We start from the raw sequence: 22,904 nt of genomic DNA, 5'->3' as shown, positions 1-22,904 counted from the left end.
GATTGCTTATTAAAACAATAAGCCAATCAATTGGCTAGCAGGAGAAATCCACCAATGGCGGTAAACATAGCCAGCAGGGTCGCCAGGGCGTACTGACGTTCGGCCCTGAGGGTGACATATTGGATAAAGCCAAGCTGCAGGCAAAACAGTCCCAATTGCAGCCAGCAGTGTTCGCCATGATATTGCCAGAACTGGAACATCAATAGCCCCAGAGCCAGTGGCTGTCCGAGCAGTAACATCTTGGTTTGAAATTGTTTTGGCAGCGATGCCAGGAATACGCCTTTGTCGCTTAGAAAGCGATTCAACGGAAACTGCCAGGAGGCTGCTATGGCACCGAGCAAGGAGACAGTCACGGTTTGCACCGCGCCGGCAAAGTCCGCCACCTGGGATTGCACCAAATGCCCGGCGGCAATGGTCAGCAGCGCCAGCGTGAGCCTCAGCACCAAGCCGTGCAGCGCCTCGGTGATCATCGCCTGAGCCAGATAGGCAAATACAGGCACAGGCAGGCGGGCAAACAGGCGCCGCAGTGCCAGCGTCAGCGAGCGGGTAGGCAAGCGCTGACACACCAGCAACAACAGCAGCAGGCTGACCATCCCGGGTAACGACAGCAGCCAATCGGCCTGCTGTTGCGTAAGGTCCAGCAGGCTCAGGCCAAAAATCAATTGCAGATACAGCAGGGCGCCGGCAGGTGCAAACAGGCAGCACCATTGCAGCGCGAGCAATAGCAGCGGCAGCAACCACTGGGGTGCCAGTGCAGGCCAGGCGCTGGGGGCGCTGCCAAGCAAAATGACCAGCGGCGGCCACAGCAAGGGGTTCACCATGGAGGCCAGCAACATGCTGACCCGCTGGTGGGCGTGATGTCCGGGCACTGAGCGCAGCAGCAACTTGGCCTTCATCCCCAAAATGGCGTCCCGCATCAGCCCCATCCACAGAATTTGCAGCAGAATTAGGTGCAGTAATATTGGCAGGCGCTCGCTGGCGTCCACATTGTGGTCAAGCAAGATACCGAAATTCAGCAGAATCAGAAAAAACACCGCCGGCAGGGCCGTGCCCATGATGGTCAGTACGAACAGGCCACTTTGATTCAGTGCCGCCAACGCGGCGGAGATGGGATGGCGCAGCAGCGCCATGCGCAGTTGCCAGTAGGTCATTTGCCAGCCTTGACTTTATCCAGCGCCAGCGGCTCGTAGCCACGCGCGACAAAGCCATCCCCTTCGTGGCTGGTGGCGATAATCAGGCCTGAATAGTTATCCGCCAGACGCCAGAAGGCGTCGCGGGCGCGGTTGTCCATGGCGGAGTGGGCTTCATCGAGCAGCAGGATGTCGCTCGGCCTCGACAGTGCCATGATGAGTTTGAGCTTTTGCAGGTTGCCACTGGAGAGGTGGCCTACCCGGCAACCCAGTTGCGGCAGGAAGTCCAGCATCAGGGTCAGTTCGCGGATCCGCTGGGCCATATCGGCTTGCTGCGGCTGCCATTGCTGTTCCCAGAATTTAAGCAGTTTGCCGGCGCTGATAAAGTCGGGCAGCACCATGAGCGCGCTGCACAAAGACACCCGGCGGGTGGGGTCTGTCATGGGGATGTTGTGCCACAAAATCTGGCCGCTGAGAGGCCGGTATAAACCGGCAATGATAGCCATAAGGCTGGTTTTACCGCTGCCGTTGGGACCAAGCAGCAGGTGGCGCGAACCGGGAAAGGCAATGGATAGGTCCCGAAAAAGCAAAGAGGCGCCGAAATCAAAATTTACCCGTTCCAGGGTCAACATGGGAGAGGCCAAGGCTGTTTTATGTGTATTTATAGAGCCATGTTAATGAAAAATAGTTCACCCGAGTAGGGCTTTGCCGACGCTTGCTGCTTTTTGAGTCAATCTCCGCTGCAGTAACGATTGCGGCCGCCGTGCTTGGCGCGGTAGAGGCGGGCATCGGCCAGATTGAGCAGCGCCTCGAGGTGACTGTCGGCCTCGTCAAGACTCGCCACACCTATGCTGGTGGTAAAGCCAAGATTGCCCTGAGCCGTTTCTACCTGCTGCTGCGCCACCCCGGAGAGAATATTCGATGCAATTGCTTCGGCCCCGGCCTTATCGGTACCCGGCAGCAGCAAGGTGAACTCCTCCCCGCCAAAGCGGCCAATCAAGGCATCCTGACTCACGACTGCCTCCAGGGTGCGGCAGAAGCACTTGAGCACTTCATCGCCGGTGGCGTGGCCGTAGGTATCATTGATGGACTTAAAGTGGTCCAAATCCATGGCGAGCAGACTGAGTGACTGACCGCTTTGCCTGCAACCATCGAAGGCGGCTTGTCCTCTTGTGATAAAAAAGCGTCGGTTGGCGACCCCGGTCAGGGGGTCGGTTTGTGCCAGCCGTCTGAGTTCTTTTTCCATCTGCTTGCGGGCCGAAATGTCAGTGAAAGCCTGGGTGAGTACCAGTCGGCCGCCATGGTTGAAGGTGCTGAAGGCCAGCTCTGCCTCAAAGGGCGAATGCCGGGGTGAGCACATACTTACATCGAAGCGGCTGTCGCAGGCGCTGTCATCGCAGCTGAAGCACTGACCTATGGCGCTGAGATACTGCTCACGAAAGGCGGGTTCAATAAAGGTGTCGCAGCGCTGCCCCAGCAACTCGCTGCTTGCCATGCCCAGGTGGGCCGAGGCGTAGCTGTTGACCATGATGACGTTAAAGGTGTTGTCTATCAGCATGATGCCAATTGGTGCACCGTTAATCAGCTCCTGCAATTGTTTGCCTGAACGCTGGGATTCCTCCAGCGCTGAGTTCTTCAGACGTTCAACCACTTTGCGCACCGTGATATCGCGAAACACCACCAACACCTGCTTGTTCTTCAGCGGGGAAAAACGAGTCTCGATAAAGATTTGCTCATCGCCGAGGGTCAGCTGGCATTCGTGCAGTTCAGGGCGGTTGTTCTTGCGGCAACTCAGTAAATGGCTTCTGAATCTGTGCTGGCCTTTTAACAGGGCAATGTCGTCGAGGGATTTGAATTTGTCGGTGGCGCTGAAGAGGCCGTCGAGCTGCTGCCCCAGGCGAATATCGCGGATCACCTCAAATTCATCGACCCAGATACAGGTGTCCGGCAGCGCATCGAGCAGGCTGTTGAGGGTATCGTTGCGCTCGTTCAGCTCTTGGGAACTGATGTCCAGCGAGTGCCCGAGAATCGCTTCATCGCGACTGAAGTTCTTGTAGGAGTCATTGACCGATTTGACAAAAGCCGCCAGCGCCTCTGACTCGGGTAAGCCATCGGGGAAATAGCGTCTGAGCTGGCGTTTAAGCAGTCGGTGCATCGCCTTTTCGCTCCGACAGGCTGGTGACCGTCATGGTTTGATTGTGCAGCTCGGCGCAGTCGCCCATTTCAAAGGGGGCGATTTCGCCGTATGAGTAGTAGCCGCAGACCATAACATCGTCGCCAAGGACGGCTGTAACTTCATCGATTTCTTCATCGGCGAGCTGACGCAGCAGCAGGCGCCGGCCGACGCAGCTGACCAGAATGGCGACTTCGCAGCCCTGCTTGCAGCCCTGCTGGCAGGCGGTAGCCGCCTGGTTGGCACCGTCAATCAGTGATTCGGCATTGGCACGCATCAGCCGTGCGCTGGCGCCCTTGGGAATGTCTCCGGCAAACACCACACTGCCGTCCTGCTCGTTGATGGAAAGCAAGGTGCGAACCACTGTGGTGTTTTTGCCTTCTTCCATGATTTCGAGTGGGTAGCGCAGTCCCGCCGCAGGCAGTTCGTTTGCCTGTTCACCCAGATAGCGGCGATACACGGTCAGAGCGCTTTCGTGGTCCAGCTCTTTAAGCACGTTGGCTTCGGCATCAGTTACCTCACGGATGGGGCCAAAGGGGATCCAGCCGCCACGGGAGCCGTAGCTCACCGACAAGGCATCGCCATAAAAGCCAATGGCCACCACCTGATGGGTGGCCAGTTTATCGTTGGCCAGAGTGAAGGTTTCGTTGAAGCGGGCGCCGTCACCGGCAAGACCGCCGGTCACAGGCACGCCGGGGTGCACTGCTACCAGTTCACGGGCAAGTTCACTGCCATTGACAGTCAAGCCATCGCTGATGACCATGATGTATTGCAGGTCGTCATCGTTGAGGGCATCGGCAAGGCGCTTGCCTGCCACCCGCGAATCTTCCCGGCGGGCAACCTGAGTCGATGCCAGCTTTATCTGCGAATGTTCAAAGGCGATGATGGTTGCAACCAGCACATCATCGGTGGCGCCATGGCTGCTGATTTCCCCTGCGGTGGTACAACCGGCAAACTGCGCTTGTGGCAATTGCTCCCTGAGCGCCTGCACCGGTGCTATGGCATTCGGCAAGTCGCCAAAAATCAGCACCAGGGTCGTGTCCAGGTTGAAGCCGGTCAGGTCACATGGGCTCCATGCCTCACCATCCCAATGAGTCTGAACGGATTTCATCAATTGCCCCCGCGTCTTGTGTACTTCCTTTTAGTCTAGAACAGCATTGCCGCTTGGCGAGAAAAGCTGTGCACAAGTGAGGTTGCGGGGGCGAAAATCTCAGCGCAGCGGCTGGTCCTTCATGGCGGAAATTTCCTGCCTGAGCTCGGCCAGCCGGACTTCCATGCTGCGCGCTTCCTGCTCCAGACGGCTGGCGCGTTTTGCCATTGGCTGGCGCTCTTCTTTTATCCAGCGCAGCAGGGTTTTACCGGCGACCCCGAGTTCCCTGGCGACTTCCGAGGGCATCCTGCCCCCCTCCAGCACGGCATTGATGGCTTCCTGACGTGCCTGTTGTGACATGGCTTGCATCATCATAGCCCTGTCCTCCGGTAGCGGGTCTCCCGGCCCAGCTCCCATTGGCTGACGCCCACAGCGCTGATGTCGTGCCATTCACCTTTTAGGTGATTAACGAGCTTGGTCAAATACTTCATGTTGAGCTCCTTATTTTCATACCTATTTATGAGTATGCAAATAAGGTGTCAACTTTTAATGTTGTTTAAATACAGTGATTTATATTGTTTTCGGTTGATGGTGGCGAGCTATTTTGCTCCGCCGCTGGGCAAGGTGCACCAATTGGGGGCGCGCAAACTTTAGGCGGTTGAGAAGCCTGTACGCACATCCCTTGAGCAAACGGCAGTCGTTCAGTTGTTTGTCATCTTGGCATCTATATACTGGCCGCAACATAACGATGAGGTAGATAGATGAACAAGTTCAATGTGATTGGCCTGAGTGCCGTAATCGCGATGGCGACCCTGACCAGCGGTTGTGCCACCGTGAACCCCTACACCAACGAACAGCAAACTGCCAACGCCACCACAGGTGCCATTATCGGTGCTGTCGCCGGTGCGGCCGTGGGTGTCGCCTCGTCCAGCAAGAGCGATCGCGGTAAGGGCGCCCTGATTGGTGCCGCCTCTGGCGCAGCCGTGGGTGGCGGTATCGGCTACTACATGGATGTGCAGGAAGCCAAACTGCGTCAGCAACTGCAATCGACCGGCGTTAGCGTAACCCGCAGCGGTGATACCATCATCCTGAACATGCCCAACGAAGTGACCTTCGCGGTGGATAAAACCGACCTGAGCCCACGTGCTATGCAGGTGCTGGATTCAGTGGCGCTGGTGGCCAAGGAATACGATAAAACCCGTCTGAATGTGCTGGGTTACACCGATTCCAGCGGCGCCGAAAGCTACAACCTGCGTTTGTCTCAGGTGCGTGCCTCCGAAGTGGGTAACTACCTGCTGGCCAAAGGCCTGAAAGCCAATCGCGTATCGACCCAGGGCATGGGCGAAGCACGCCCTATCGCGTCCAACGCCACTGCCGAAGGCCGCGCGCAGAACCGCCGTGTTGAGATTGTGCTGACTCCGCTGGGCTGATTTGCCGGTCATGCAATTAAAAAGGAGGCTAAGGCCTCCTTTTTTGTGCCTGGGTCTTGGCGCTTCATGCCTTTGACCTATAAATGCGTATCTGTGATCCCCACACTTGAGTTGGTTTCGGCTTTGGGTTTTTCTGTGGCCTTAAAATAAGTTACATGGATGAATTCAATGAAAAAATCACTGATTGCACTGGCGCTGTTAATGGCCGCTCAGGTGCAGGCCGAAGCCCAGCCACAGGCAATTTCAGCTCAAATGCCCGATAAGCCTCCGTTGCAACTCAGAGCCGCCGGCAGCCTGAAGACTGCGATGAACGAGGTGGTAGCCGCCTTCACGCAGCGGGGCGGCGCAGAGGTTGCTGCCAAGTACGGTCCATCGGGGCTGCTGCGCCAGCAGATTGAGCAGGGCGAGTCGGTCGCCTTGTTTGCCTCGGCCAATATGAAGCACCCGCAAACCCTCAAGGCGGCAGGTTTTGGACTGGAAGTGACCCCCTTTGCCCGCAATCAGCTCTGTGCCCTCGCTCAGCCCGGGCTTAAGGTAACGACAGAAACCCTGCTCGATACCTTGCTGTCTGCCGATGTGGTGGTGGGCACCTCTACGCCCAAGGCCGATCCCTCCGGAGACTATGCTTTTGCCGCCTTCGATTTGGCCGAGGCGCAAGTCGTAGGCGCGGCCGAGAAACTCAAAGCCAAGGCGCGCCAGTTAACCGGCGGCCCGGACAGCCCCAAGCCACCAAAGGGGGTTAACAACTACGCCCATGTAATGCGTGAGAAACAGGCGGACGTGTTTTTGACCTATTGCACCAATGGACGCCTGGCCCAGAAGGAATTTGAAGAATTGCAGGTACTGGCACTGCCGGAAGCGCTGGCGGTTGGCGCCGACTACGGCCTGTTGGTTATCGATAACAAGGCCCAGGGTCTGGCCGACTTTATTGTAAGCCCCAAGGGACAGGCGATTCTGGCCAGTTATGGCTTTGCGCCGCCCAGGGCGTTGTGACGGCGGGCTTGCAAGATGAGAGATAAGTCTTTTTAATGAGAAGTATCTTTTCGTCAGGAGTCTGGCAAGCATGAGTCATCCCCGTGGTGTTGCCTTGGCTGTAGATCGTCTGGGAGAAGAGGTGCACCTCTCCTCTTTGGATTACGGTATGGGAATGCTGAAACTGTCGCTGGTTATCGAGGGCAAACGCTGTGTGGTGAGCTTCGATAAGGTGATGGGCATACGGCTGTTGGACGAAGGCGATTTGCTGGAGTTCTGGGCCGAATTCAGTCTATCCAATGGCTGGCTGTTTCAGTTGTCTGAGGGCGGCTGGCTGGCGCAGGAGAGTAAACGCAGCGGCTTTATGGCCAGCAGCCATTTGTCGCCACGGGAGTTTTTGGTGGTTACCAAAAAAGAGTGTGTGTCGGTGTTGTCCGGCGAAAACCAGCCGGACATTGAGTGGCTGCCCGCTCCCTGAATCAAGGCTCAACGCATCAAAAAGGCCGTTGCCAAGCCTAAAAAGGCAAACAGGCCAATCACATCCGTTACCGTGGTCAACACCATGCCACCGGCGAGCGCCGGGTCAATCTTAAGCTTTTTCAGCAGCAGTGGAATACTGGCACCGGCCAGGCCCGCAATGGTCATATTGATCAACATGGCGCCGCCAATCAGGGCGCCGAGGCGGATGTCATCCTTCCACAGCCACACCGCCAGGCTCACCAGCACTGCCCACAGCAGGCCATTTAAAAAACCGATGGCGAGCTCCTTGCCAATCAGCCAACGCGAGTTGCTCTGACCAATGTGGCCAAGGGCTATGCCGCGGATCACCAGCGCCAGGGTTTGATTACCCGCCACACCGCCCATGCTGGGCACTATGGTCATCAGAATCGCGATGGTGGCAAATTGCTCCAGAGTAGACTCAAACATATTGCTTACTGAGGCGGCCAGCAGGGCAGCGAACAGATTCACCGTCAACCACAGCGAACGGCGGGCGCTGCTTTTCAGCACAGGGCCGAAAGTGTCTTCGTCATCATCCATCCCTGCCATGCCCATCATCGAGTGTTCGGCGTCTTCTCGGATCACATCGACCACGTCATCGATGGTGATCCGCCCCAGCAGCTTGCCATCGGAATCAACCACAGGGGCTGACACCCAGTCGTGGCGCTCAAACAGCGCAGCCGCCTCGGTATCCGACATGCTGACCGGAATGCCATCGATGCTCTCATTTATCAGCTCGCGGATAGGGGTGGCCGGGTCGCAGGTGAGAAGTGAAGCCAGGGTTACCCCGCCCATCAGCACGTCCTGCTTGTCGACCACATACAGCATGTCGGTGGCCTCGGGCAGGGAGCCGCGCAGGCGCAGATAACGCAGTATCACATCCACATTCACGTCGGGACGAATGGTGACAGTATCTGTGTTCATGATGCCGCCGGCGGTCTCTTCGGGGTAAGACAGCGCCTGCTCGGCACGCAGCCGGTCCTGGCTGGACATGGACTGCAGCACTTGCCGATAGAGGCTGTCCGGCAGCGATCGCAGTATGTAGGCCAGATCGTCGGTGTCCAAACCGGCGGCGGCCCGGGCCAGACGCTCAGGACTCATCTGGCGGATGAACTTGTCTTTCATCTCTTCGCCCAGCTCTTCAAGCACTTCACCGGCGAGTTCGGGGTCAATCAGTTGCCACAGTACCTGGCGGGTGCGCGGCGGCGAGGATTCGAGCACCAGCGCAATATCTGAGGCGGCCATATTGAGCAGCATTTGCCGCACGTGCACAAACATGCCGCTACCGAGCGCCTCGTTGAGCTGGCTCAGTCTGAGTTCGGTCTGTTCGTTATCCAGAAGTTCCAATGGCATCGCCTTTCCCCAAAGAGATGAATTGGCAATATGGTAGCAAATATAGAGGGATAGACGAAGATTGGCGCTAATGCGCAGTGCAATATGCTGCGATGGCTTTAGTTGAGGGGAGGAGTGGCGCTATAGCCTGCTGTCGTGTGAGGGCTTTTAGCACTCTTCGTCAAAGCAGGCGTTGATAAGGTTGCAGATGGCGTCCATGGCCTGCTCGGCCTCATCGCCTTCGGCAATGATATGGATGGTTTTGCCCATGCCGGATTCCAGCATCAGCAGCCCCAGTACGCTGGCGGCCGAGGCTTGTTTTTCACCCTGTACCAGGGTGACGCTGGCCTTGAACTCAGACGCCAGTACCGCCAGCTTGGTGGCGGCACGGGCATGTAATCCGAGTTTATTGACTATGGTGATATCGCGCTCAAGCCTTGGCATCGAGTTCCCTGTGGCGTGCTTCGACCTTATGGTGCGAGTTGGCAAAACGTTTGGCCAGCTGGTCGGCAATGTATACCGAGCGGTGCTGACCACCGGTACAACCTATGGCGATGGTCAGGTAACTGCGGTTGTTACGCTCCAGATGCGGCAGCCAGGTTTCCAGCAGGTTTTCGATTTGCCAGATGTACTTGTTGACCAGTACCTGACGCTCCAAAAACTGCTTCACTGGCTCATCCAATCCGGTCATCGGCCGAAGGGCTGGCTCCCAGTGCGGATTTGGCAAGAAACGGGCGTCGAACATAAAGTCGGCCTCGGTGGGCATGCCATGCTTGAAGCCAAAGGATTCAAAGATGATCACCAGCTCTTTGTCGGTGCGCCCCAGCAGAATTTGCCGGACGGCATCGGCCAGCTCATAGACGTTCAGATTGGAGGTGTCTATGTAGTGGTCCACCAATTGCGACACAGGCTCAAGCAGTTTGCCTTCGAGTTTGATGGCTTCCTGAAGTGACACTTTGCTGCGTGACAATGGATGCAGACGACGGGTTTCGCTGTAGCGTTTCAGCAGCACCTTATCGCTGGAGTTGAGGAAGAAACTGGTGAGCTCAACCCCTGGCGGCAGTTTGGCAAGCTCCTGTTCCAGCGCTTTTTCCTGCTCAGGCATATTGCGAATGTCGATACTGATGGCGACCTTGTCGCTGCTGCCTTTGAGCTGCTCCAGTAAGGGGCCCATCAGGGTCAGCGGCAAGTTATCGACGCAGTAATAGCCGAGGTCTTCCAGTACCCGCAGGGCAACGGATTTCCCTGAGCCGGAGCGGCCGGAAACGATGACGAGTTTCATCCTGTGATTACCTGGTAGAGTTCCTTTTCATCATGGCTTTTACGCAGTTGCTTCAACACTTGCTTGTCGTTGAGCTTTTCGGCCATGGCTGCCAGGGTACTCAGATGCTGTTGGCATTGGTCAGATGGCACCAACAGCGCGAACAGTATGTCCACCGGCTGTTTGTCGATGGCATCGTAGCCAATGGCTTCTTCGCATTTGATGAGTACGGCGAGAGGTTTGTCGATACTACCCAGGCGACCATGGGGAATGGCAATGCCATTACCAATGCCGGTGCTACCCATTTTTTCACGGGCCAGCAGGCTTTCAAAGATCTCTTGGGAAGAGAGGGAAGGGTACTGGGCTGCGGCGAGATCGCTAATCAGTTCCAGTACCTTTTTCTTGCTGCCCGGAGTGGCACAGCTAGTGCACTCCGGCGCCAGGATGGTACTTAGTTCCATCGTTAATGTTTGGTCAGTTTCTCTTTGTGTTTAATTACCTGACGGTCCAGTTTATCAATCAGGGCGTCAATGGCGGCGTACATGTCTTCATGTTCTGAGGTGGCGAATACTTCGCCTCCGTTGAGGTGAAGCTTGGCTTCTGCGATTTGCTGCAATTTCTGAACATTGAGAACAACGTGCACATTATTGATCTGTTCGAAATGGCGTTCAAGCTTGGAGAATTTACTCTCTACGTAGTCGCGCAGTGAGTCGGTGATTTCGATGTGATGCCCTGTCAGGTTGATTTGCATAGACACTTTCCTCCAATGACCTCGGTTGGGTTACAAACTCTTACGCTGATTCGACGGTGGTATCAGCATCGCCTCTCGGTATTTGGCGATGGTGCGTCGGGCAACGTTGATTCCTTGTTCCGCCAGAAGTTCTGCCATCTTGCTGTCGCTTAACGGCTTCTTCTGGTTTTCCGCTGCAACCAGCTTTTTGATAAAGGCGCGGATTGCAGTAGAAGAGCACTCTCCGCCATCTTCGGTTCCGACATGGCTGGAGAAAAAGTATTTCAGTTCAAAGATACCCCGCGGGGTATGCATGTACTTTTGAGTGGTGACCCTGGAGATGGTGGATTCGTGCATTTCCACCGCCTCGGCGATATCGTTGAGCACCATGGGTTTCATGGCCTCTTCACCGTACTCAAAAAAGCCCTGCTGGAATTGCACTATGCAGTTGGCCACCTTGAGCAGGGTGTCGTTGCGGCTCTCCAGACTCTTGATAAACCACTTGGCCTCTTGCAGATGGCCTCGGATAAACTGGCTGTCTGACTGATTGCGGCTGGTGCGCGCCAGCGCTGCATACTGCTGATTCACACTCAGTTTAGGCATGCAATCCGGGTTCAGCTCCACCACCCAGCGACCATTCTTTTTGCTCACCGACACGTCAGGGATCACGTACTCTTCCTTGGTGCTGGTGACGTTCTCGCCCGGACGGGGATTCAGACTCTGGATCAGCACTATGGCGTCTCTGAGTTCTTCTTCCTTGAGGCGGGTTTTCCGCATCAGGGTGCGGAAGTCGCGGTTGGCAATCAGGTCCAGATGCTCACGGATAAGCAGCTTGGCGTTATCCAGATGCGGCGTATCAGCGGCAAACTGCCCCAGCTGGATCAGCAGGCACTCGGCCAAATCCCTTGCTGCAACACCAATGGGATCGAAGTGTTGAATGCGCTTGAGCACAGCCTCGACTTCGTCCAGCTCAACCTCTTCATCGCCCACGGCCTCGAGGATTTCATCCAGGCTTTGGGTCAGATAGCCCTTTTCGTCAATGGCATCAATGATAGCGGTGGCAATGGCCAAATCGGTATCCGAAAAAGGGGTGAGATTTTTCTGCCATTCGAGGTGTTCGTACAGGCCTTCGCTGGTTTCGCCCTGAAATGGCATGTCGTCGTCGCGACTGATGCCGGGGCCGGCAACCGGAGCGGCGGTGAAGACTTCATCCCAGGTAGTGTCCATGGGCAGTTCATCCGGCATGGATTCCTGAGTCACGGCTTCGGAGGTTTCTACCGAAGCGGAATCACCTGCGCTGGCTGATACTGAGCCTTCATCGAATTTGTCGTCGAACTCTTTGTCGCCGCCATCGGCATCGTACTGATCGCCATCGAGGCGATCATCGTCCATTTCCAGCAGCGGATTGGCGTCGAGGGCTTGTTGAATTTCCTGTTGCAGTTCAAGCGAGGAGAGTTGAAGCAGACGAATGGCCTGCTGCAACTGTGGCGTCATGGTGAGTTGTTGTCCCAGTTTGAGCTGGAGCGACGCTTTCATCGTACTGCGGATCCTTCACTAAATAATTCAGGTAGAAAGCTTTTATCTATCAGGTTCTTCGGCCAATAGCCACCCTGATTTACCGGATATGAGACGGTAGGCTTTGTTGTTTAACTATAGCCTGAATTGCTCACCCAAGTACACTGCACGCACTTGCTGATTGTCCAGGATCTCGGCAGGTGTGCCTTCGGCAATCAGGCTGCCGTGGCTGACGATGTAGGCTTTTTCACACACATCCAGGGTTTCACGCACGTTGTGGTCGGTAATAAGCACCCCAAGACCGCGGTTTTTCAGCTGTTCGATAATCTTTTTGATATCGATAACCGAAATGGGGTCAACCCCGGCAAAGGGTTCATCCAACAGGATAAAGCGTGGGTTGGCGGCCAGTGCACGGGCAATTTCCACCCGGCGACGTTCACCACCTGAGAGTGACATACCGGCGTTGTCGCGGATGTGGGTGATGTGGAACTCTTCCAGCAGTTGCTCGAGCAACTCTTCACGCTCATCGCTGCTGAGCTCTTTACGCATCTGCAGCACGGCCATGATGTTGTCGCGTACCGACAGCTTGCGGAAGATGCTGGCCTCCTGGGGCAGGTAGCCAATGCCTTTGCGGGCTCGCAGGTGCATGGGGTCGAGGGTCAGGTCATCGTCATTGATGTGAATACTGCCCTTGTCGCTTTGCACCAGACCCACCACCATGTAGAAGGTGGTGGTTTTACCGGCACCGTTGGGGCCGAGCAGGCCAACCACCTGACCGGTATTCACCGTGAGGCTGACATCTTTGACCACCTGACGGTTTTTGTAACTCTTGGCGAGGTTGCTGGCCTTCAGGGTCAGTGCCGTCATTGCTGCTTCTCTTTCTGGGGTTGAGGCTGGTCTTGCTCGCCTTTGTCCTGCAATTCCTGCTGGTAGTTCTCAGGTTTGATGATGGTGATCACCTGATCGTCTTTTTTACCGCTGCTTTGCGAGCTGAGCTGCTGCTTTTCGATGTCATAGACGATGGAGTCGGCGCTCACCTTACTGCCATCCTGCTCGACTTCAGCGCTGCCCTTAAGGCCCATGATGCGGCTGTCGATGTTGTAGCTGATTTCATTGGCGCTGGCCTGCACTGTGCGGCCATCTTCCACCTGCTGGCTGTAGGTGGCGGGCTTGCCCTTGGCGAGCAGAATGCGCTTGCCGGTCTTCTCATCTGTGTAGGAACTGAGCTCGTCGGCCTTGAGCACCAAACTACCCTGGGTCAGGGTTACCGGACCTTCGTAGACGATGCGTTTGTTTTTCAAATCGGCGTAGCTGTTGGCGGCCGCGATTTTCACTTCCTGAGTTAAATCGAATTTGGTGTTGGCCTGCGCCAGGGCGCTGCAGGTACACAGCAGCACCAAAATAAGCGACTTATTGAGGTTCATAGGTTCCCTTAATCTTGCTTAAAAGCTTCACTTCCTGCGCATTGAGGTCGGCATGCAGGCCGACGCCACTCATATGGAAGTTATTGCCGCTGATTAAAATTTCTTGTTCGGAAGTCAGGATCATGGTCTTGAGATCCAGCTCCAGATAACTGGTATTGAGCTGCCGCAGTGGCTCGTTGAAACTGATAGCTTCAATCAGCACGTCCTGCTCCAGCATGACTCTGTCGCTTGCTTTGTCCAGTCTGCCGATTTTGGCGCTGAGACGCCACTCGCCTTTACCATCTTGTGGAAACAAGGTGTACACCGGCTGGGTGAACAGGGTCTGGGCATCGCCGTCGAAGTGCTCCATGTAGGAAGCGCTTACCCGGCTTTCGAGTTTGCCTTCGCTATCGTAGCTGATGCTGCGAAGGTCGGTGGCCACATAATCGGGTTTTTGTACCGAAGCAGTAGGCTGGGGCTGGCTTGCCTTTTTGCTTTGCACCTGCCAATACAGCGCCAGCGCCGTACCAAACAGCAGGATAATAGCCAGGGTCACCCGGTTCATACGCTCATCCCATGGGCAGAGTCAAACTTGTCCTGGCTCATCAGCAGCAGGTCGGCAAGCTCGCGCAGGGCGCCGCGCCCACCCGGCAGGTATGTCAGCATATCGGCATTGCGGGCCACAAATGGATGGCCATCGGCCACACAAACCCCAAGGCCTACGGCTTTCATCACCGGCAGGTCGACCATGTCATCACCAATATAAGCCACTTCGGCCGGGCTGACGTTATACAGGCTCAGCAGCTCTTTGTAGGGGACAAACTTATCGTCGATACCCTGATAAATGTGTTTTACACCCAGCGCTGTCATGCGGTTTTGCACTATGGTGGAGTTGCGGCCGGTGATCACCGCCACTGCAATACCGGCGCCCTGCAGCGCCTTAACGCCATAGCCATCGCGGGTGTGGAAGGCTTTTAGCTCTTCGCCCTGATTGCCAAGATAAATGCGGCCGTCGGAAAAGACGCCATCCACGTCGCAAATCAGCAGCTTGATTTGGCTTGCCTTGTGCCAAATATCCTCGGCAATGGGGCCGTAGAGTCCTTCACGCATCAGATAACCCCCGCCTTGACCATATCGAGCATATTGAGTGCACCGACCGGGCGGCGCTGGCTGTCAATCACGATAAGGCCGTTGATGTTTTTCTCGTCCATCAATTGCAGCGCTTCGGCAGCCAGAATGCTGTCCTTGATGGTAATGCAGTTGCGGGTCATCACATCGGCAATGCTGGTTTGACGCAGATTGATTTGCGCATCAATCACCCGGCGCAGATCGCCATCGGTGAAAATGCCCACCAAGGCGCCATCGGCATCGACAATGGCGGTCATGCCAAGGCCTTTCTTGGATATCTCATACAGGGCGTCAGTGATGCAGATATTGTCACGCACCAGAGGCAGCTCATCGCCGCGATGCATCACGTCACTCACGTGTAGCAGCAGCTTGCGACCCAGGGCGCCACCTGGATGAGACATGGCGAAATCATCCTTGGTAAAGCCTTTGGCTTGCAGCAGGGCAACGGCCAGGGCATCGCCCATCACCAGGGTGGCTGTGGTACTGGATGTGGGCGCCAGACCGAGTGGACAGGCCTCTTCCGGCACTTGTATACACAGATGCAGCTTGGCGTGTTTGGCCATGGTTGAGCCGGGTTTGCCGGTCATGGCGATAACCGGAATGCTGCGACGCTTCATAACGGGCATCAGGGTGAGGATTTCATCAGACTCACCTGAGTTGGAAATGGCCAGCACTATATCGTTTTCGCTGAGCACCCCAAGATCGCCATGACTGGCTTCACCCGGGTGCACAAAAAAGGCCGGGGTGCCGGTACTGGCCAGAGTGGCGGAAATCTTATTGCCAATGTGGCCCGACTTGCCCATGCCCATCACAATCACCTTGCCGGTGCAGTTGAGGATAAGCTCGCAGGCATCGGCAAAGGCGTCGCTGTCGACAAACTGGTACAGGTTGTCCAGTGCCGCCTTTTCTACATCGATAACCTTTCTGCCCCACTGGCGCAGTTGCGTTCTGTCTACCATATCTGTCTCTCTGTCTGTGTCGGCATTCAGCCGACCGGCCAAGGATCAGTTTGCCTGGAACAGCACGTACTGATAACCAATAAAAATGGCCATGAAAATGGCGCCATGCCAGCGCTTGAGTTCCCGGTCTTTACCACTCATCAGTACAAATAAGGCCAGGGCGACACTGGTGGCCATCACCATATAAAAGTCGCGAGTTACGGCCTGGGCGTCGACAACGCCGGGGGCGATGAGTCCGGGCAGTGCCAGCACCGCCAGAATATTGAACATGTTGGAGCCGACGATATTGCCGATGGCCAGGTCGTCTTCCTTCTTGAGCGCGCTGGCCACACAGGCCGCAAGCTCAGGCAGACTGGTACCCACGGCGATGATGGTCAAGCCTATCACCAGATCCGACAGCCCATAGTACTTGGCAATGCCCACGGCGCCATCCACCATCCAATCGGCGGATAATGGCAGCAATATTATGCCCACTACCAGCCAAATCAAGGCCTTGGAGGTAGGAACATCACGGGGAATTTCTTCATCGGCTTCCTCGGCGAGGGGATCCGGGTCCTTGTTGGTCAGCGCGTGCCAGATGAGATAGGCCATCAGCGCAAAAAAGGCCACGGCAAGAATAATGCCTTCGTTACGGTCAAGCACGCCGTCATGGAGGAAATAACCGGCCAGAGCAGTGGCAGCCAGCATCATCGGGATTTCCCGTTTCAGCGTCTGCGAGCTTACGGCAATGGCGCCTATCATGGCGGTCACACCCAAAATCAGGGTGATGTTGGCGACGTTGGAGCCCAGTACGTTACCCACGGCGGTGTCGCGCATGCCGTCCATAGAGGCGGTGGCGGCAACAAACATTTCGGGGGCGGAACTTCCCATGGCCACAATCGTCAGGCCAATCAGCATAGGGGGCAGACCCAGATTACGGGCGAAGGCGGCAGCGCCGTAAACAAACTTGTCAGCACTCCAAACCAGTACCGCCAAGCCTGCAACAAGCATAAACACGTTGAGTAACATTTATTGACAAAATCCATGAATACCAAGGCGCATTTTCGCTGGAAATCAGGCAAATTGAAAGTATTCGGGGCCGGAAGTGTGTAAGCGGTTGTCGCAATCAGGGCAATTCCGTACAATTTGCCCCTCTTCCGTTGCGCGCCAGGATGGCCGAATATCACTTCATAGACATCAGGGAACCATCATGAATCACGAGGTCGACACCTTGGTGGAAATCCGCAATCTGGGTTTCAGCCGCGGTGAGCGCATCATTTATGACGATATCAGTCTGAGCATTCCCCGTGGCAAGGTGACCGCCATCATGGGGCCGAGCGGTATTGGTAAAACCACATTGCTTAAGCTGATGGCCGGGCAGTTATTGCCTGACCGCGGCGAAGTGCTGTTTGATGGCATCAATATCCATCAAATCAGCCGCAGTGAACTGTTTGCGCTGCGTAAACGTATGAGCATGTTGTTCCAGAGCGGCGCCTTGTTTACCGACATGAACGTGTTTGACAACGTGGCCTTTGCCCTGCGCGAGCACTCTGGGCTGGATGAAGCCATTATTCGCCGCATCGTGCTGATGAAGCTTGAAGCCGTGGGCCTGCGCGGTGCAGCGCAGATGATGCCGAGCGAGCTTTCCGGCGGTATGCAGCGCCGGGCTGCACTGGCTCGGGCGATTGCGCTTGAGCCTGAAATGGTGATGTACGATGAGCCCTTTGCCGGTCAGGACCCGATTTCTATGGGGGTGCTGGTAAAGCTTATCCGCGAATTGTCCGATGCGCTCAATCTCACCTCTGTGGTGGTCTCCCACGATGTGGGCGAGGTGCTTGGCATTGCCGACTATGTGTATGTGATTGCGGATAAACGCATTATTGCCCAGGGATCGCCAGCTGAACTCAAGGCGTCGGATAATCCGCAGCTGAGGCAGTTTATTGGTGGTGAACCCGATGGACCTGTGCCGTTTCATTATCCGGCCGCAGATTATATGAAGGAGCTTTGTGGTGGCGTTGATTGATGCAGTTGCGCGCCTGGGGCGCGGCGCCATAAATCAGGTGTCCGGCATGGGCCGGGCAGGATTGATGCTCTGGGGCGCGGTTGTGGCTATGCCCCGGCCAGCCAAAGGCTTGCCGCTGCTGGTAAAGCAGCTCTATGTGGTTGGGGTGCAGTCGCTGCTGATTATTTTGGTTTCAGGCCTTTTTATCGGCATGGTATTGGCGCTGCAGGGTTACACCATTTTGGTGGACTTTGGCACCGAAGAAAGCCTGGGCCCCATGGTGGCCTTGAGTTTGCTGCGGGAACTTGGCCCCGTGGTCACTGCGCTGCTGTTTGCCGGCCGCGCAGGTTCAGCGCTGACCGCCGAAATCGGTTTGATGAAAAGTACCGAGCAGCTTTCGAGCCTCGAGATGATGGCGGTGGATCCGCTGCGACAGATTATTGCGCCGCGGTTCTGGGCGGGTGTGATCAGCATGCCGCTGCTGGCACTGATGTTTACTGCCGTTGGGATCTGGGGCGGTCATATCGTGGGGGTTGAGTGGAAAGGCATCGACAATGGCGCCTTCTGGTCGATTCTGCAGGCGTCCGTTGAGTGGCGTCAGGACATAGTAAACTGTTTGATTAAGAGCCTGGTGTTCGCCCTGGTGGTGACCTGGATTGCCCTGTACCGCGGTTATGAAGTTGTGCCCAATCCTGAAGGGATCAGCAAAGCCACAACTTCAACTGTAGTGCAGTCGAGTCTTGCCGTACTGGCATTGGATTTTCTGCTGACCGCCCTCATGTTCGGGTAACACCTGGCGTTCAGCTAATTGCAAGGAGTGAAACTTTAGCATGTTGTCACGGAAAGTTGAGATTTGGGTGGGGCTCTTCCTGCTTGCCGGGATAGCCGCCTTTCTGGTGTTGGTTTTCAAAGTAGCCAACGTCGATGTGCAGGCGGGTAAAAGTAATTATACCCTGTACGCACGCTTCTCCAACGTGGGTGGACTCAAGGTTCGCTCGCCGGTGAAAGTGGGCGGCGTGGTAGTCGGCCGGGTCAGCCATATTGAGCTGGATCCTGAGCGTCTGGTGGCCGTGGTAACCCTGTCGATGGATGGCCGTTACCGCAATTTTCCGGACACCAGCAGCCTGTCGATTTTGACCTCGGGCCTGCTTGGAGAGCAGTTCCTCGGCTTAACCCCGGGGTTTGTTGATGATGATATTGCCATGCTGAAAGATGGGGACAGGATCGCCGACACCAAATCGGCTCTGGTACTGGAAGACCTGATCGGGCAGTTCCTCTACAGCATGGGGTCCAAGGAGTAACAGGAGAATCATGATGTTCAGAACAGTCATTGCACTGATTTTAAGCGTATTTTGTTTTGCCGCAGTGGCTAAGGCCGAACCTGTGGATGGCACGAATCCGTACGAGATGATCCAGGTTGTGGCCGACAAAACCTTCAAGCGTTTTCACGCTGATAAGGCGCTAATTGATGCCGATGCCAACCACCTCAAGGTGATCGTGCGCGAAGAGTTGATGCCCTACATCGACTACCGTTACGCCTCTTATAAGGTGCTGGGCCAGTATCTGCGTGATACCTCGGAAGATGAACGCAACCGCTTTGTGGATGCCTTCGAGGCGTATTTGGTGACCACCTACGCCCAGGCCTTTACCGAGTACACCAATCAAACTGTGGAGTACGCACCGGGTGCCAAATTCTCCGACGAAAAGATTGTCGATGTGAACGTTCGCATCATTGAAAATGGCCGTCCACCCATTAAGCTGCTGTTCAAGGCCCGTCGCCTTAAAGACGACACCTGGAAGGCCTTTGACTTGGTGGCCGAGGGCGTGAGTTTGCTGCAATCCAAGCAGTCAGAAATCACAGGTCTTATCCGCCAGAAAGGCATTGAGCATGTGATTACCATGCTCAACGACAAGGCCAACACGCCGGTGAGCCGCGCGACCAAGGCGGCAGCAAATTGATCAGTCTGACCCTGAATGCTGACCGCTGTGAGGTGTCAGGGCGATTGGACCATGGGGTCGTGCGCGACCTCTGGCCCAGGCTTGACGAGCTGATCCCGGCCGGGGCAACCCGGTTGGATTTGCGGCAACTGTCCTATAGTGACAGCGCCGGTATCGCATTTTTGCTGGAATTGTGGCAACGTGCCCAAAACCGGGGCCAGAAGCTGCAGTTGGTGTCACCTTCCGCTCAGCTTGCTAAACTGATCGCCCTGTACGATTTGGAAGCCTTCTTCGTGGAAGAAGCCTAGCGCAACTAAGGTTCAGTTCATTCATGGATTGCAAACAGATTGAAGAAATTTTGACCCAGGCTTTGGGTCTCGACGAAGTACATGTCACCACAGATGGCAGCCATTATCAGGTTATCGCCGTTGGCGAATGCTTCGATGGCATGAGCCGTATCAAGCAACAACAGGCCATTTATGCCCCTCTGATGGAGCAGATCACCAGCGGTGCCCTGCACGCCCTGTCTATCAAGACTTTTACCCCCACTCAGTGGAAGCGGGAAAAAGTCTTCAATATGTCACTCTAAAGAGAAACGCCGTGGATAAACTCGCTATTCAGTCCGGCGGATCCCTTGCCGGACGTGTTGTTATTTCCGGAGCCAAAAACGCCGCCCTGCCTATTTTGATGGCGGGGGTGTTGGCCGAATCCGAATTTGTACTGACCAATGTACCCAGCCTGCGCGACGTGGATACCAGCTGTAAACTGCTGCGTTGTCTTGGTGCTGAGGTGACTCAGGATGGCGATCGCATTGCCATCAACACCGCCAATATCGATCACTTCGTTGCCCCTTATGATCTGGTGAAAACCATGCGGGCCTCGATTTTGATCCTCGGGCCGCTGCTTGCCCGTTTTGGTAAAGCCGATGTGTCCCTGCCCGGTGGCTGTGCCATCGGTGCCCGTCCGGTGAACCTGCACCTGCATGGTCTGGAACAGATGGGCGCCAAAATCGAAGTGAAAGAAGGCTACATCAAGGCTCGGGTGGATGGCCGCTTGAAAGGCGCGCATATCTTTATGGATATGGTCAGCGTGGGCGCCACTGAAAACCTGCTGATGGCCGCAGCGCTCGCCGACGGCGTGACCGTGATTGAAAATGCCGCCCGCGAACCTGAGGTCATTGATCTCGCCAACTGTCTGGTTGCCATGGGGGCTCAAATCAGCGGTATTGGTACCGCCACATTGAAAATCACCGGCGTTGAGCGTCTGCGCGGCTGTGATTACCGGGTAATGCCCGACCGTATCGAAACCGGCACCTTCCTGGTGGCCGCTGCCGTTACCCGTGGCAGCATCCGCTGTGACAATGCCGATCCTTCGTCTCTGGAAGCCGTACTGGCCAAGCTGGAAGACGCCGGCGCCGATATCCGCACCGGTGATGATTGGATTGAGCTTGATATGAAGGGCCAGCGCCCAAAAGCGGTCAATATCAAGACCGCGCCCTATCCAGCGTTCCCAACCGACATGCAGGCCCAGTTCTGTGTGCTCAACTGCTTGGCTGAAGGCACTGGCACCATCACTGAAACCATCTTCGAGAACCGTTTTATGCACGTGCCTGAGCTGATGCGTATGGGCGCGAACATGGAGCTTGAAGGTCACACCTGCATTGTGCACGGGGTGGAGCGTTTGAGTGGCGCTCAGGTGATGGCGACGGATCTGCGCGCTTCGGCCAGTCTGGTGATCGCCGGTCTGATGGCCGACGGCACCACTGTGGTTGACCGTATTTACCACCTCGACCGTGGCTATGAACATATAGAAAATAAGTTTAAGGGCCTCGGCGGTCAGGTCATCCGAATGAAGTAAACTTCATGTTTTCGCAATAAAAACCGCCTTGACCGGCGGTTTTTTTGTTATAGGATGGTTGTGGAAAGGTTGATTGATTTAGTTTGATAGTCGGAGTCAGGGATATGATGAAAATCGCAAGGTGGGCGGTGCCGGCGCTGTTGTTAATGGCCGCATTGGCCAGTTATCTCGCCGGAGCCAAAATGCCATCTATGGTGCTGTTGGCGCTTGGTGTGTGTCTGGAAATGGCGTTTTGGGTGCGTTTGGTCGATGTGGCAAGCCCCACGGATAAAAGCTGAGCCCCAGCAATGTAAATCCATGTTCTACCAATATCGTCTGTGCGAATTCACCCTTTATGAGCACTGAACACACAAATGCCCGGACTTGCCGGGCATTTTTTGTTTTGCTTGCAGCGCGGCCGCTGCGGCAAGTTATCAGTTGTACTGCGATGCCTTCTCGCCAATCACTACCATGACCTTTTGCGGCTTGCCCTGGCGGATAATGGTCATTTCCACTTCTGAGCCGGGTTTGGTTTCGGCAATCCGGTCCATCAGCATCTCGGCGCTTATCACATTCTCGCCGGCGTAGGCGATGATCACATCCCTTGGCAACAGCTTGGCGGCTGCTGCAGGACCGTTGCGGTCTATCCCGGTCACCAGCACGCCAGTCACATCCTGCAGATTCAGCAGCTGCGCCAGGAAGGGCGTCAATGCTTCACCCGAAATCCCCAGTGCACCACGAATAACCCTGCCATTATCAATCAGTTTGCCCATGATGGAGTAGGCAAGGCGAATGGGAATGGCGAAGTTGATGCCATGACCACCACCTTCGCCGCCAATCTGGAACGCGGCGGTGTTGATCCCAATCAGATCGCCATTGGTGTCGATAAGGGCGCCACCTGAGTTCCCGGCGTTAATGGCGGCATCGGTTTGCAAAAAGTCCTGATAGCCAGAGCTTAAACCATTGCGGCCGGTAGCACTGATGATGCCCTGAGTGATGGTTTGCCCGAGGTTATAGGGGTTACCAATCGCGAGCACCACATCGCCGACCTGTGGCAGTGAGCTTAAATTCAGCGGCGCTACAGGCAGCTTGTCGCCTTCAATTTTGAGCACGCTCAAATCGGTTTCAGGATCTGAGCCCACCACTTCGGCCTGAAAGCGACGACCATCCTGCAGGGTGATCACAATCTGATCGGCCTTTTTAATTACGTGGTAGTTGGTCAGTATGTAGCCTTCTTCGTCCATGATGACCCCGGAACCCAGACCTTGGAGGGCCTGGCTGGTCAGCGGCTGACGTTGATCGATACTGATGTTATAGATATTGGCAACCGCGGGCGCGGCGCGGCGAACTGCATGGGCAAAGGAGAGTTCGCTGCCGCTGTTGCCGTGGCTGCTGAACAGCTTGCTATGGTCGTTGCCCAAATAGTTTTGGGCCAGCAGGAAGACGGCGGCCATCACCAGACCGAACATCACGGCTTTACCGACATAAAGAAGGGCGTTTTTCATGGATGGAGGCGTGGCTGTTTGTA

29 protein-coding genes are annotated in these 22,904 nt (G+C 55.7%); 11 read left to right on the top strand and 18 right to left on the bottom strand.

The genetic code is table 11. The annotated features are described in order from the left end of the window. Window positions 1-26: 26 nt before the first annotated feature. From MJ923_RS15915 to MJ923_RS15895, 5 genes are all read right to left on the bottom strand, one after another. Window positions 27-1,151, bottom strand: a complete 1,125-nt coding sequence (locus MJ923_RS15915; protein ID WP_240591920.1) for a DUF6136 family protein — start codon at window positions 1,149-1,151, stop codon at window positions 27-29. Beyond that, window positions 1,148-1,762 (bottom strand): ABC transporter ATP-binding protein, encoded by a 615-nt coding sequence (locus MJ923_RS15910; RefSeq protein ID WP_240591919.1) that lies wholly within the window; start codon window positions 1,760-1,762, stop codon window positions 1,148-1,150. The genes MJ923_RS15915 and MJ923_RS15910 overlap by 4 nt, the downstream gene beginning before the upstream one ends. A 98-nt stretch (window positions 1,763-1,860) precedes the next feature. Beyond that, complete coding sequence (locus MJ923_RS15905) at window positions 1,861-3,285, bottom strand: sensor domain-containing diguanylate cyclase (protein ID WP_240591918.1); 1,425 nt, start codon at window positions 3,283-3,285, stop codon at window positions 1,861-1,863. Further along, window positions 3,269-4,414 carry an FIST signal transduction protein gene (locus tag MJ923_RS15900; protein WP_240591917.1) on the bottom strand — a complete coding sequence of 382 codons (1,146 nt, stop codon included), beginning with the start codon at window positions 4,412-4,414 and terminating at the stop codon, window positions 3,269-3,271. Before MJ923_RS15900 ends, MJ923_RS15905 begins: the two co-directional genes overlap by 17 nt. 99 nt (window positions 4,415-4,513) lie before the next feature. Next, window positions 4,514-4,768, bottom strand: a complete 255-nt coding sequence (locus tag MJ923_RS15895) for a transposase (RefSeq protein ID WP_240591916.1) — start codon at window positions 4,766-4,768, stop codon at window positions 4,514-4,516. A gap of 386 nt (window positions 4,769-5,154) precedes the next feature. Between MJ923_RS15895 and MJ923_RS15890 the strand changes: the two genes are divergently transcribed. From MJ923_RS15890 to MJ923_RS15880, 3 genes are all read left to right on the top strand, one after another. After that, on the top strand, window positions 5,155-5,823 hold the full coding sequence (locus tag MJ923_RS15890; RefSeq protein ID WP_240591915.1) for a YiaD family glycine zipper/OmpA-like lipoprotein: 669 nt from the start codon (window positions 5,155-5,157) through the stop codon (window positions 5,821-5,823). A gap of 168 nt (window positions 5,824-5,991) precedes the next feature. Beyond that, window positions 5,992-6,816, top strand: a complete 825-nt coding sequence (locus tag MJ923_RS15885; protein WP_240591914.1) for a molybdate ABC transporter substrate-binding protein — start codon at window positions 5,992-5,994, stop codon at window positions 6,814-6,816. 70 nt (window positions 6,817-6,886) lie between these two features. Then, complete coding sequence (locus tag MJ923_RS15880; RefSeq protein WP_126168278.1) at window positions 6,887-7,273, top strand: hypothetical protein; 387 nt, start codon at window positions 6,887-6,889, stop codon at window positions 7,271-7,273. A gap of 8 nt (window positions 7,274-7,281) precedes the next feature. Here MJ923_RS15880 and mgtE read toward each other — a convergent pair whose 3' ends face one another. From mgtE to MJ923_RS15820, 12 genes are all read right to left on the bottom strand, one after another. Continuing rightward, a complete protein-coding gene (mgtE, locus tag MJ923_RS15875; protein WP_240591913.1) occupies window positions 7,282-8,646 on the bottom strand; it encodes a magnesium transporter in 1,365 nt (454 codons plus the stop codon). Between the two features lie 147 nt (window positions 8,647-8,793). Further along, window positions 8,794-9,069 carry an HPr family phosphocarrier protein gene (locus MJ923_RS15870; RefSeq protein WP_126168276.1) on the bottom strand — a complete coding sequence of 92 codons (276 nt, stop codon included), beginning with the start codon at window positions 9,067-9,069 and terminating at the stop codon, window positions 8,794-8,796. Beyond that, window positions 9,056-9,907 (bottom strand): RNase adapter RapZ, encoded by an 852-nt coding sequence (rapZ, locus tag MJ923_RS15865; protein WP_240591912.1) that lies wholly within the window; start codon window positions 9,905-9,907, stop codon window positions 9,056-9,058. The genes MJ923_RS15870 and rapZ overlap by 14 nt, the downstream gene beginning before the upstream one ends. Next, window positions 9,904-10,347 carry a PTS IIA-like nitrogen regulatory protein PtsN gene (gene ptsN, locus MJ923_RS15860; RefSeq protein ID WP_240591911.1) on the bottom strand — a complete coding sequence of 148 codons (444 nt, stop codon included), beginning with the start codon at window positions 10,345-10,347 and terminating at the stop codon, window positions 9,904-9,906. Before ptsN ends, rapZ begins: the two co-directional genes overlap by 4 nt. Before the next feature lie 2 nt (window positions 10,348-10,349). Beyond that, complete coding sequence (gene hpf / locus MJ923_RS15855) at window positions 10,350-10,637, bottom strand: ribosome hibernation promoting factor (RefSeq protein WP_126168273.1); 288 nt, start codon at window positions 10,635-10,637, stop codon at window positions 10,350-10,352. 30 nt (window positions 10,638-10,667) lie between these two features. Continuing rightward, window positions 10,668-12,152, bottom strand: a complete 1,485-nt coding sequence (locus MJ923_RS15850) for an RNA polymerase factor sigma-54 (protein WP_240591910.1) — start codon at window positions 12,150-12,152, stop codon at window positions 10,668-10,670. Window positions 12,153-12,266: 114 nt separating this feature from the next. Beyond that, the gene (gene lptB, locus MJ923_RS15845; RefSeq protein ID WP_126168271.1) at window positions 12,267-12,998 is read right to left on the bottom strand and encodes an LPS export ABC transporter ATP-binding protein; all 732 of its coding nucleotides are present in this window, start codon (window positions 12,996-12,998) and stop codon (window positions 12,267-12,269) included. After that, window positions 12,995-13,555, bottom strand: coding sequence for a lipopolysaccharide transport periplasmic protein LptA (gene lptA / locus MJ923_RS15840; protein WP_240591909.1), 561 nt, complete (start codon window positions 13,553-13,555; stop codon window positions 12,995-12,997). Before lptA ends, lptB begins: the two co-directional genes overlap by 4 nt. Then, window positions 13,542-14,099, bottom strand: a complete 558-nt coding sequence (gene lptC, locus MJ923_RS15835; RefSeq protein ID WP_240591908.1) for an LPS export ABC transporter periplasmic protein LptC — start codon at window positions 14,097-14,099, stop codon at window positions 13,542-13,544. Before lptC ends, lptA begins: the two co-directional genes overlap by 14 nt. Then, window positions 14,096-14,644 (bottom strand): 3-deoxy-manno-octulosonate-8-phosphatase KdsC, encoded by a 549-nt coding sequence (gene kdsC, locus MJ923_RS15830; RefSeq protein WP_420854493.1) that lies wholly within the window; start codon window positions 14,642-14,644, stop codon window positions 14,096-14,098. The genes lptC and kdsC overlap by 4 nt, the downstream gene beginning before the upstream one ends. Further along, a complete protein-coding gene (locus MJ923_RS15825) occupies window positions 14,644-15,621 on the bottom strand; it encodes a KpsF/GutQ family sugar-phosphate isomerase (RefSeq protein WP_240591907.1) in 978 nt (325 codons plus the stop codon). Before MJ923_RS15825 ends, kdsC begins: the two co-directional genes overlap by 1 nt. 45 nt (window positions 15,622-15,666) lie before the next feature. Continuing rightward, the gene (locus MJ923_RS15820; RefSeq protein WP_240591906.1) at window positions 15,667-16,629 is read right to left on the bottom strand and encodes a calcium/sodium antiporter; all 963 of its coding nucleotides are present in this window, start codon (window positions 16,627-16,629) and stop codon (window positions 15,667-15,669) included. 181 nt (window positions 16,630-16,810) lie between these two features. Between MJ923_RS15820 and mlaF the strand changes: the two genes are divergently transcribed. From mlaF to MJ923_RS15780, 8 genes are all read left to right on the top strand, one after another. Beyond that, on the top strand, window positions 16,811-17,623 hold the full coding sequence (mlaF, locus tag MJ923_RS15815) for a phospholipid ABC transporter ATP-binding protein MlaF (protein ID WP_240591905.1): 813 nt from the start codon (window positions 16,811-16,813) through the stop codon (window positions 17,621-17,623). Further along, a complete protein-coding gene (gene mlaE / locus MJ923_RS15810) occupies window positions 17,610-18,392 on the top strand; it encodes a lipid asymmetry maintenance ABC transporter permease subunit MlaE (RefSeq protein WP_126168264.1) in 783 nt (260 codons plus the stop codon). Before mlaF ends, mlaE begins: the two co-directional genes overlap by 14 nt. A 40-nt stretch (window positions 18,393-18,432) precedes the next feature. Beyond that, window positions 18,433-18,903: an outer membrane lipid asymmetry maintenance protein MlaD gene (mlaD, locus tag MJ923_RS15805; protein WP_126168263.1), complete on the top strand. Its 471-nt coding sequence runs from the start codon at window positions 18,433-18,435 to the stop codon at window positions 18,901-18,903. 13 nt (window positions 18,904-18,916) lie between these two features. Beyond that, the gene (locus MJ923_RS15800) at window positions 18,917-19,561 is read left to right on the top strand and encodes an MlaC/ttg2D family ABC transporter substrate-binding protein (RefSeq protein ID WP_240592059.1); all 645 of its coding nucleotides are present in this window, start codon (window positions 18,917-18,919) and stop codon (window positions 19,559-19,561) included. Then, window positions 19,558-19,848, top strand: coding sequence for an STAS domain-containing protein (locus MJ923_RS15795; RefSeq protein ID WP_240591904.1), 291 nt, complete (start codon window positions 19,558-19,560; stop codon window positions 19,846-19,848). Before MJ923_RS15800 ends, MJ923_RS15795 begins: the two co-directional genes overlap by 4 nt. 23 nt (window positions 19,849-19,871) lie before the next feature. Beyond that, complete coding sequence (locus MJ923_RS15790; protein WP_126168261.1) at window positions 19,872-20,129, top strand: BolA family protein; 258 nt, start codon at window positions 19,872-19,874, stop codon at window positions 20,127-20,129. Window positions 20,130-20,140: 11 nt separating this feature from the next. Continuing rightward, window positions 20,141-21,397, top strand: coding sequence for a UDP-N-acetylglucosamine 1-carboxyvinyltransferase (murA, locus tag MJ923_RS15785; RefSeq protein ID WP_126168260.1), 1,257 nt, complete (start codon window positions 20,141-20,143; stop codon window positions 21,395-21,397). A 104-nt stretch (window positions 21,398-21,501) separates the two neighbouring features. After that, a complete protein-coding gene (locus tag MJ923_RS15780) occupies window positions 21,502-21,675 on the top strand; it encodes a hypothetical protein (RefSeq protein WP_164551221.1) in 174 nt (57 codons plus the stop codon). Window positions 21,676-21,810: 135 nt separating this feature from the next. On the opposite strand, the gene degS is transcribed toward MJ923_RS15780, so the two are convergent. Then, on the bottom strand, window positions 21,811-22,881 hold the full coding sequence (gene degS, locus MJ923_RS15775) for an outer membrane-stress sensor serine endopeptidase DegS (RefSeq protein WP_240591903.1): 1,071 nt from the start codon (window positions 22,879-22,881) through the stop codon (window positions 21,811-21,813). Window positions 22,882-22,904 lie beyond the last annotated feature (23 nt).

The sequence above is a fragment of the Shewanella zhuhaiensis genome (assembly GCF_022484835.1).
Taxonomy (GTDB): domain Bacteria; phylum Pseudomonadota; class Gammaproteobacteria; order Enterobacterales; family Shewanellaceae; genus Shewanella; species Shewanella khirikhana.
The sequence above is the reverse complement of the archived record's forward strand: the minus strand, read 5'-3'. Positions and strand labels throughout refer to the sequence as shown.

What these genes read in the sequence shown, in the direction of transcription:
- MJ923_RS15915 (WP_240591920.1), bottom strand. Translation starts at nt 1,151, where the DNA reads ATGACCTACTGGCAACTGCGCATGGCGCTGCTGCGCCATCCCATCTCC.
- MJ923_RS15910 (WP_240591919.1), bottom strand. Translation starts at nt 1,762, where the DNA reads ATGTTGACCCTGGAACGGGTAAATTTTGATTTCGGCGCCTCTTTGCTT.
- MJ923_RS15905 (WP_240591918.1), bottom strand. Translation starts at nt 3,285, where the DNA reads ATGCACCGACTGCTTAAACGCCAGCTCAGACGCTATTTCCCCGATGGC.
- MJ923_RS15900 (WP_240591917.1), bottom strand. Translation starts at nt 4,414, where the DNA reads ATGAAATCCGTTCAGACTCATTGGGATGGTGAGGCATGGAGCCCATGT.
- MJ923_RS15895 (WP_240591916.1), bottom strand. Translation starts at nt 4,768, where the DNA reads ATGATGATGCAAGCCATGTCACAACAGGCACGTCAGGAAGCCATCAAT.
- MJ923_RS15890 (WP_240591915.1), top strand. Translation starts at nt 5,155, where the DNA reads ATGAACAAGTTCAATGTGATTGGCCTGAGTGCCGTAATCGCGATGGCG.
- MJ923_RS15885 (WP_240591914.1), top strand. Translation starts at nt 5,992, where the DNA reads ATGAAAAAATCACTGATTGCACTGGCGCTGTTAATGGCCGCTCAGGTG.
- MJ923_RS15880 (WP_126168278.1), top strand. Translation starts at nt 6,887, where the DNA reads ATGAGTCATCCCCGTGGTGTTGCCTTGGCTGTAGATCGTCTGGGAGAA.
- mgtE (WP_240591913.1), bottom strand. Translation starts at nt 8,646, where the DNA reads ATGCCATTGGAACTTCTGGATAACGAACAGACCGAACTCAGACTGAGC.
- MJ923_RS15870 (WP_126168276.1), bottom strand. Translation starts at nt 9,069, where the DNA reads ATGCCAAGGCTTGAGCGCGATATCACCATAGTCAATAAACTCGGATTA.
- rapZ (WP_240591912.1), bottom strand. Translation starts at nt 9,907, where the DNA reads ATGAAACTCGTCATCGTTTCCGGCCGCTCCGGCTCAGGGAAATCCGTT.
- ptsN (WP_240591911.1), bottom strand. Translation starts at nt 10,347, where the DNA reads ATGGAACTAAGTACCATCCTGGCGCCGGAGTGCACTAGCTGTGCCACT.
- hpf (WP_126168273.1), bottom strand. Translation starts at nt 10,637, where the DNA reads ATGCAAATCAACCTGACAGGGCATCACATCGAAATCACCGACTCACTG.
- MJ923_RS15850 (WP_240591910.1), bottom strand. Translation starts at nt 12,152, where the DNA reads ATGAAAGCGTCGCTCCAGCTCAAACTGGGACAACAACTCACCATGACG.
- lptB (WP_126168271.1), bottom strand. Translation starts at nt 12,998, where the DNA reads ATGACGGCACTGACCCTGAAGGCCAGCAACCTCGCCAAGAGTTACAAA.
- lptA (WP_240591909.1), bottom strand. Translation starts at nt 13,555, where the DNA reads ATGAACCTCAATAAGTCGCTTATTTTGGTGCTGCTGTGTACCTGCAGC.
- lptC (WP_240591908.1), bottom strand. Translation starts at nt 14,099, where the DNA reads ATGAACCGGGTGACCCTGGCTATTATCCTGCTGTTTGGTACGGCGCTG.
- kdsC (WP_420854493.1), bottom strand. Translation starts at nt 14,644, where the DNA reads ATGCGTGAAGGACTCTACGGCCCCATTGCCGAGGATATTTGGCACAAG.
- MJ923_RS15825 (WP_240591907.1), bottom strand. Translation starts at nt 15,621, where the DNA reads ATGGTAGACAGAACGCAACTGCGCCAGTGGGGCAGAAAGGTTATCGAT.
- MJ923_RS15820 (WP_240591906.1), bottom strand. Translation starts at nt 16,629, where the DNA reads ATGTTACTCAACGTGTTTATGCTTGTTGCAGGCTTGGCGGTACTGGTT.
- mlaF (WP_240591905.1), top strand. Translation starts at nt 16,811, where the DNA reads ATGAATCACGAGGTCGACACCTTGGTGGAAATCCGCAATCTGGGTTTC.
- mlaD (WP_126168263.1), top strand. Translation starts at nt 18,433, where the DNA reads ATGTTGTCACGGAAAGTTGAGATTTGGGTGGGGCTCTTCCTGCTTGCC.
- MJ923_RS15800 (WP_240592059.1), top strand. Translation starts at nt 18,917, where the DNA reads ATGTTCAGAACAGTCATTGCACTGATTTTAAGCGTATTTTGTTTTGCC.
- MJ923_RS15790 (WP_126168261.1), top strand. Translation starts at nt 19,872, where the DNA reads ATGGATTGCAAACAGATTGAAGAAATTTTGACCCAGGCTTTGGGTCTC.
- MJ923_RS15780 (WP_164551221.1), top strand. Translation starts at nt 21,502, where the DNA reads ATGATGAAAATCGCAAGGTGGGCGGTGCCGGCGCTGTTGTTAATGGCC.
- degS (WP_240591903.1), bottom strand. Translation starts at nt 22,881, where the DNA reads ATGAAAAACGCCCTTCTTTATGTCGGTAAAGCCGTGATGTTCGGTCTG.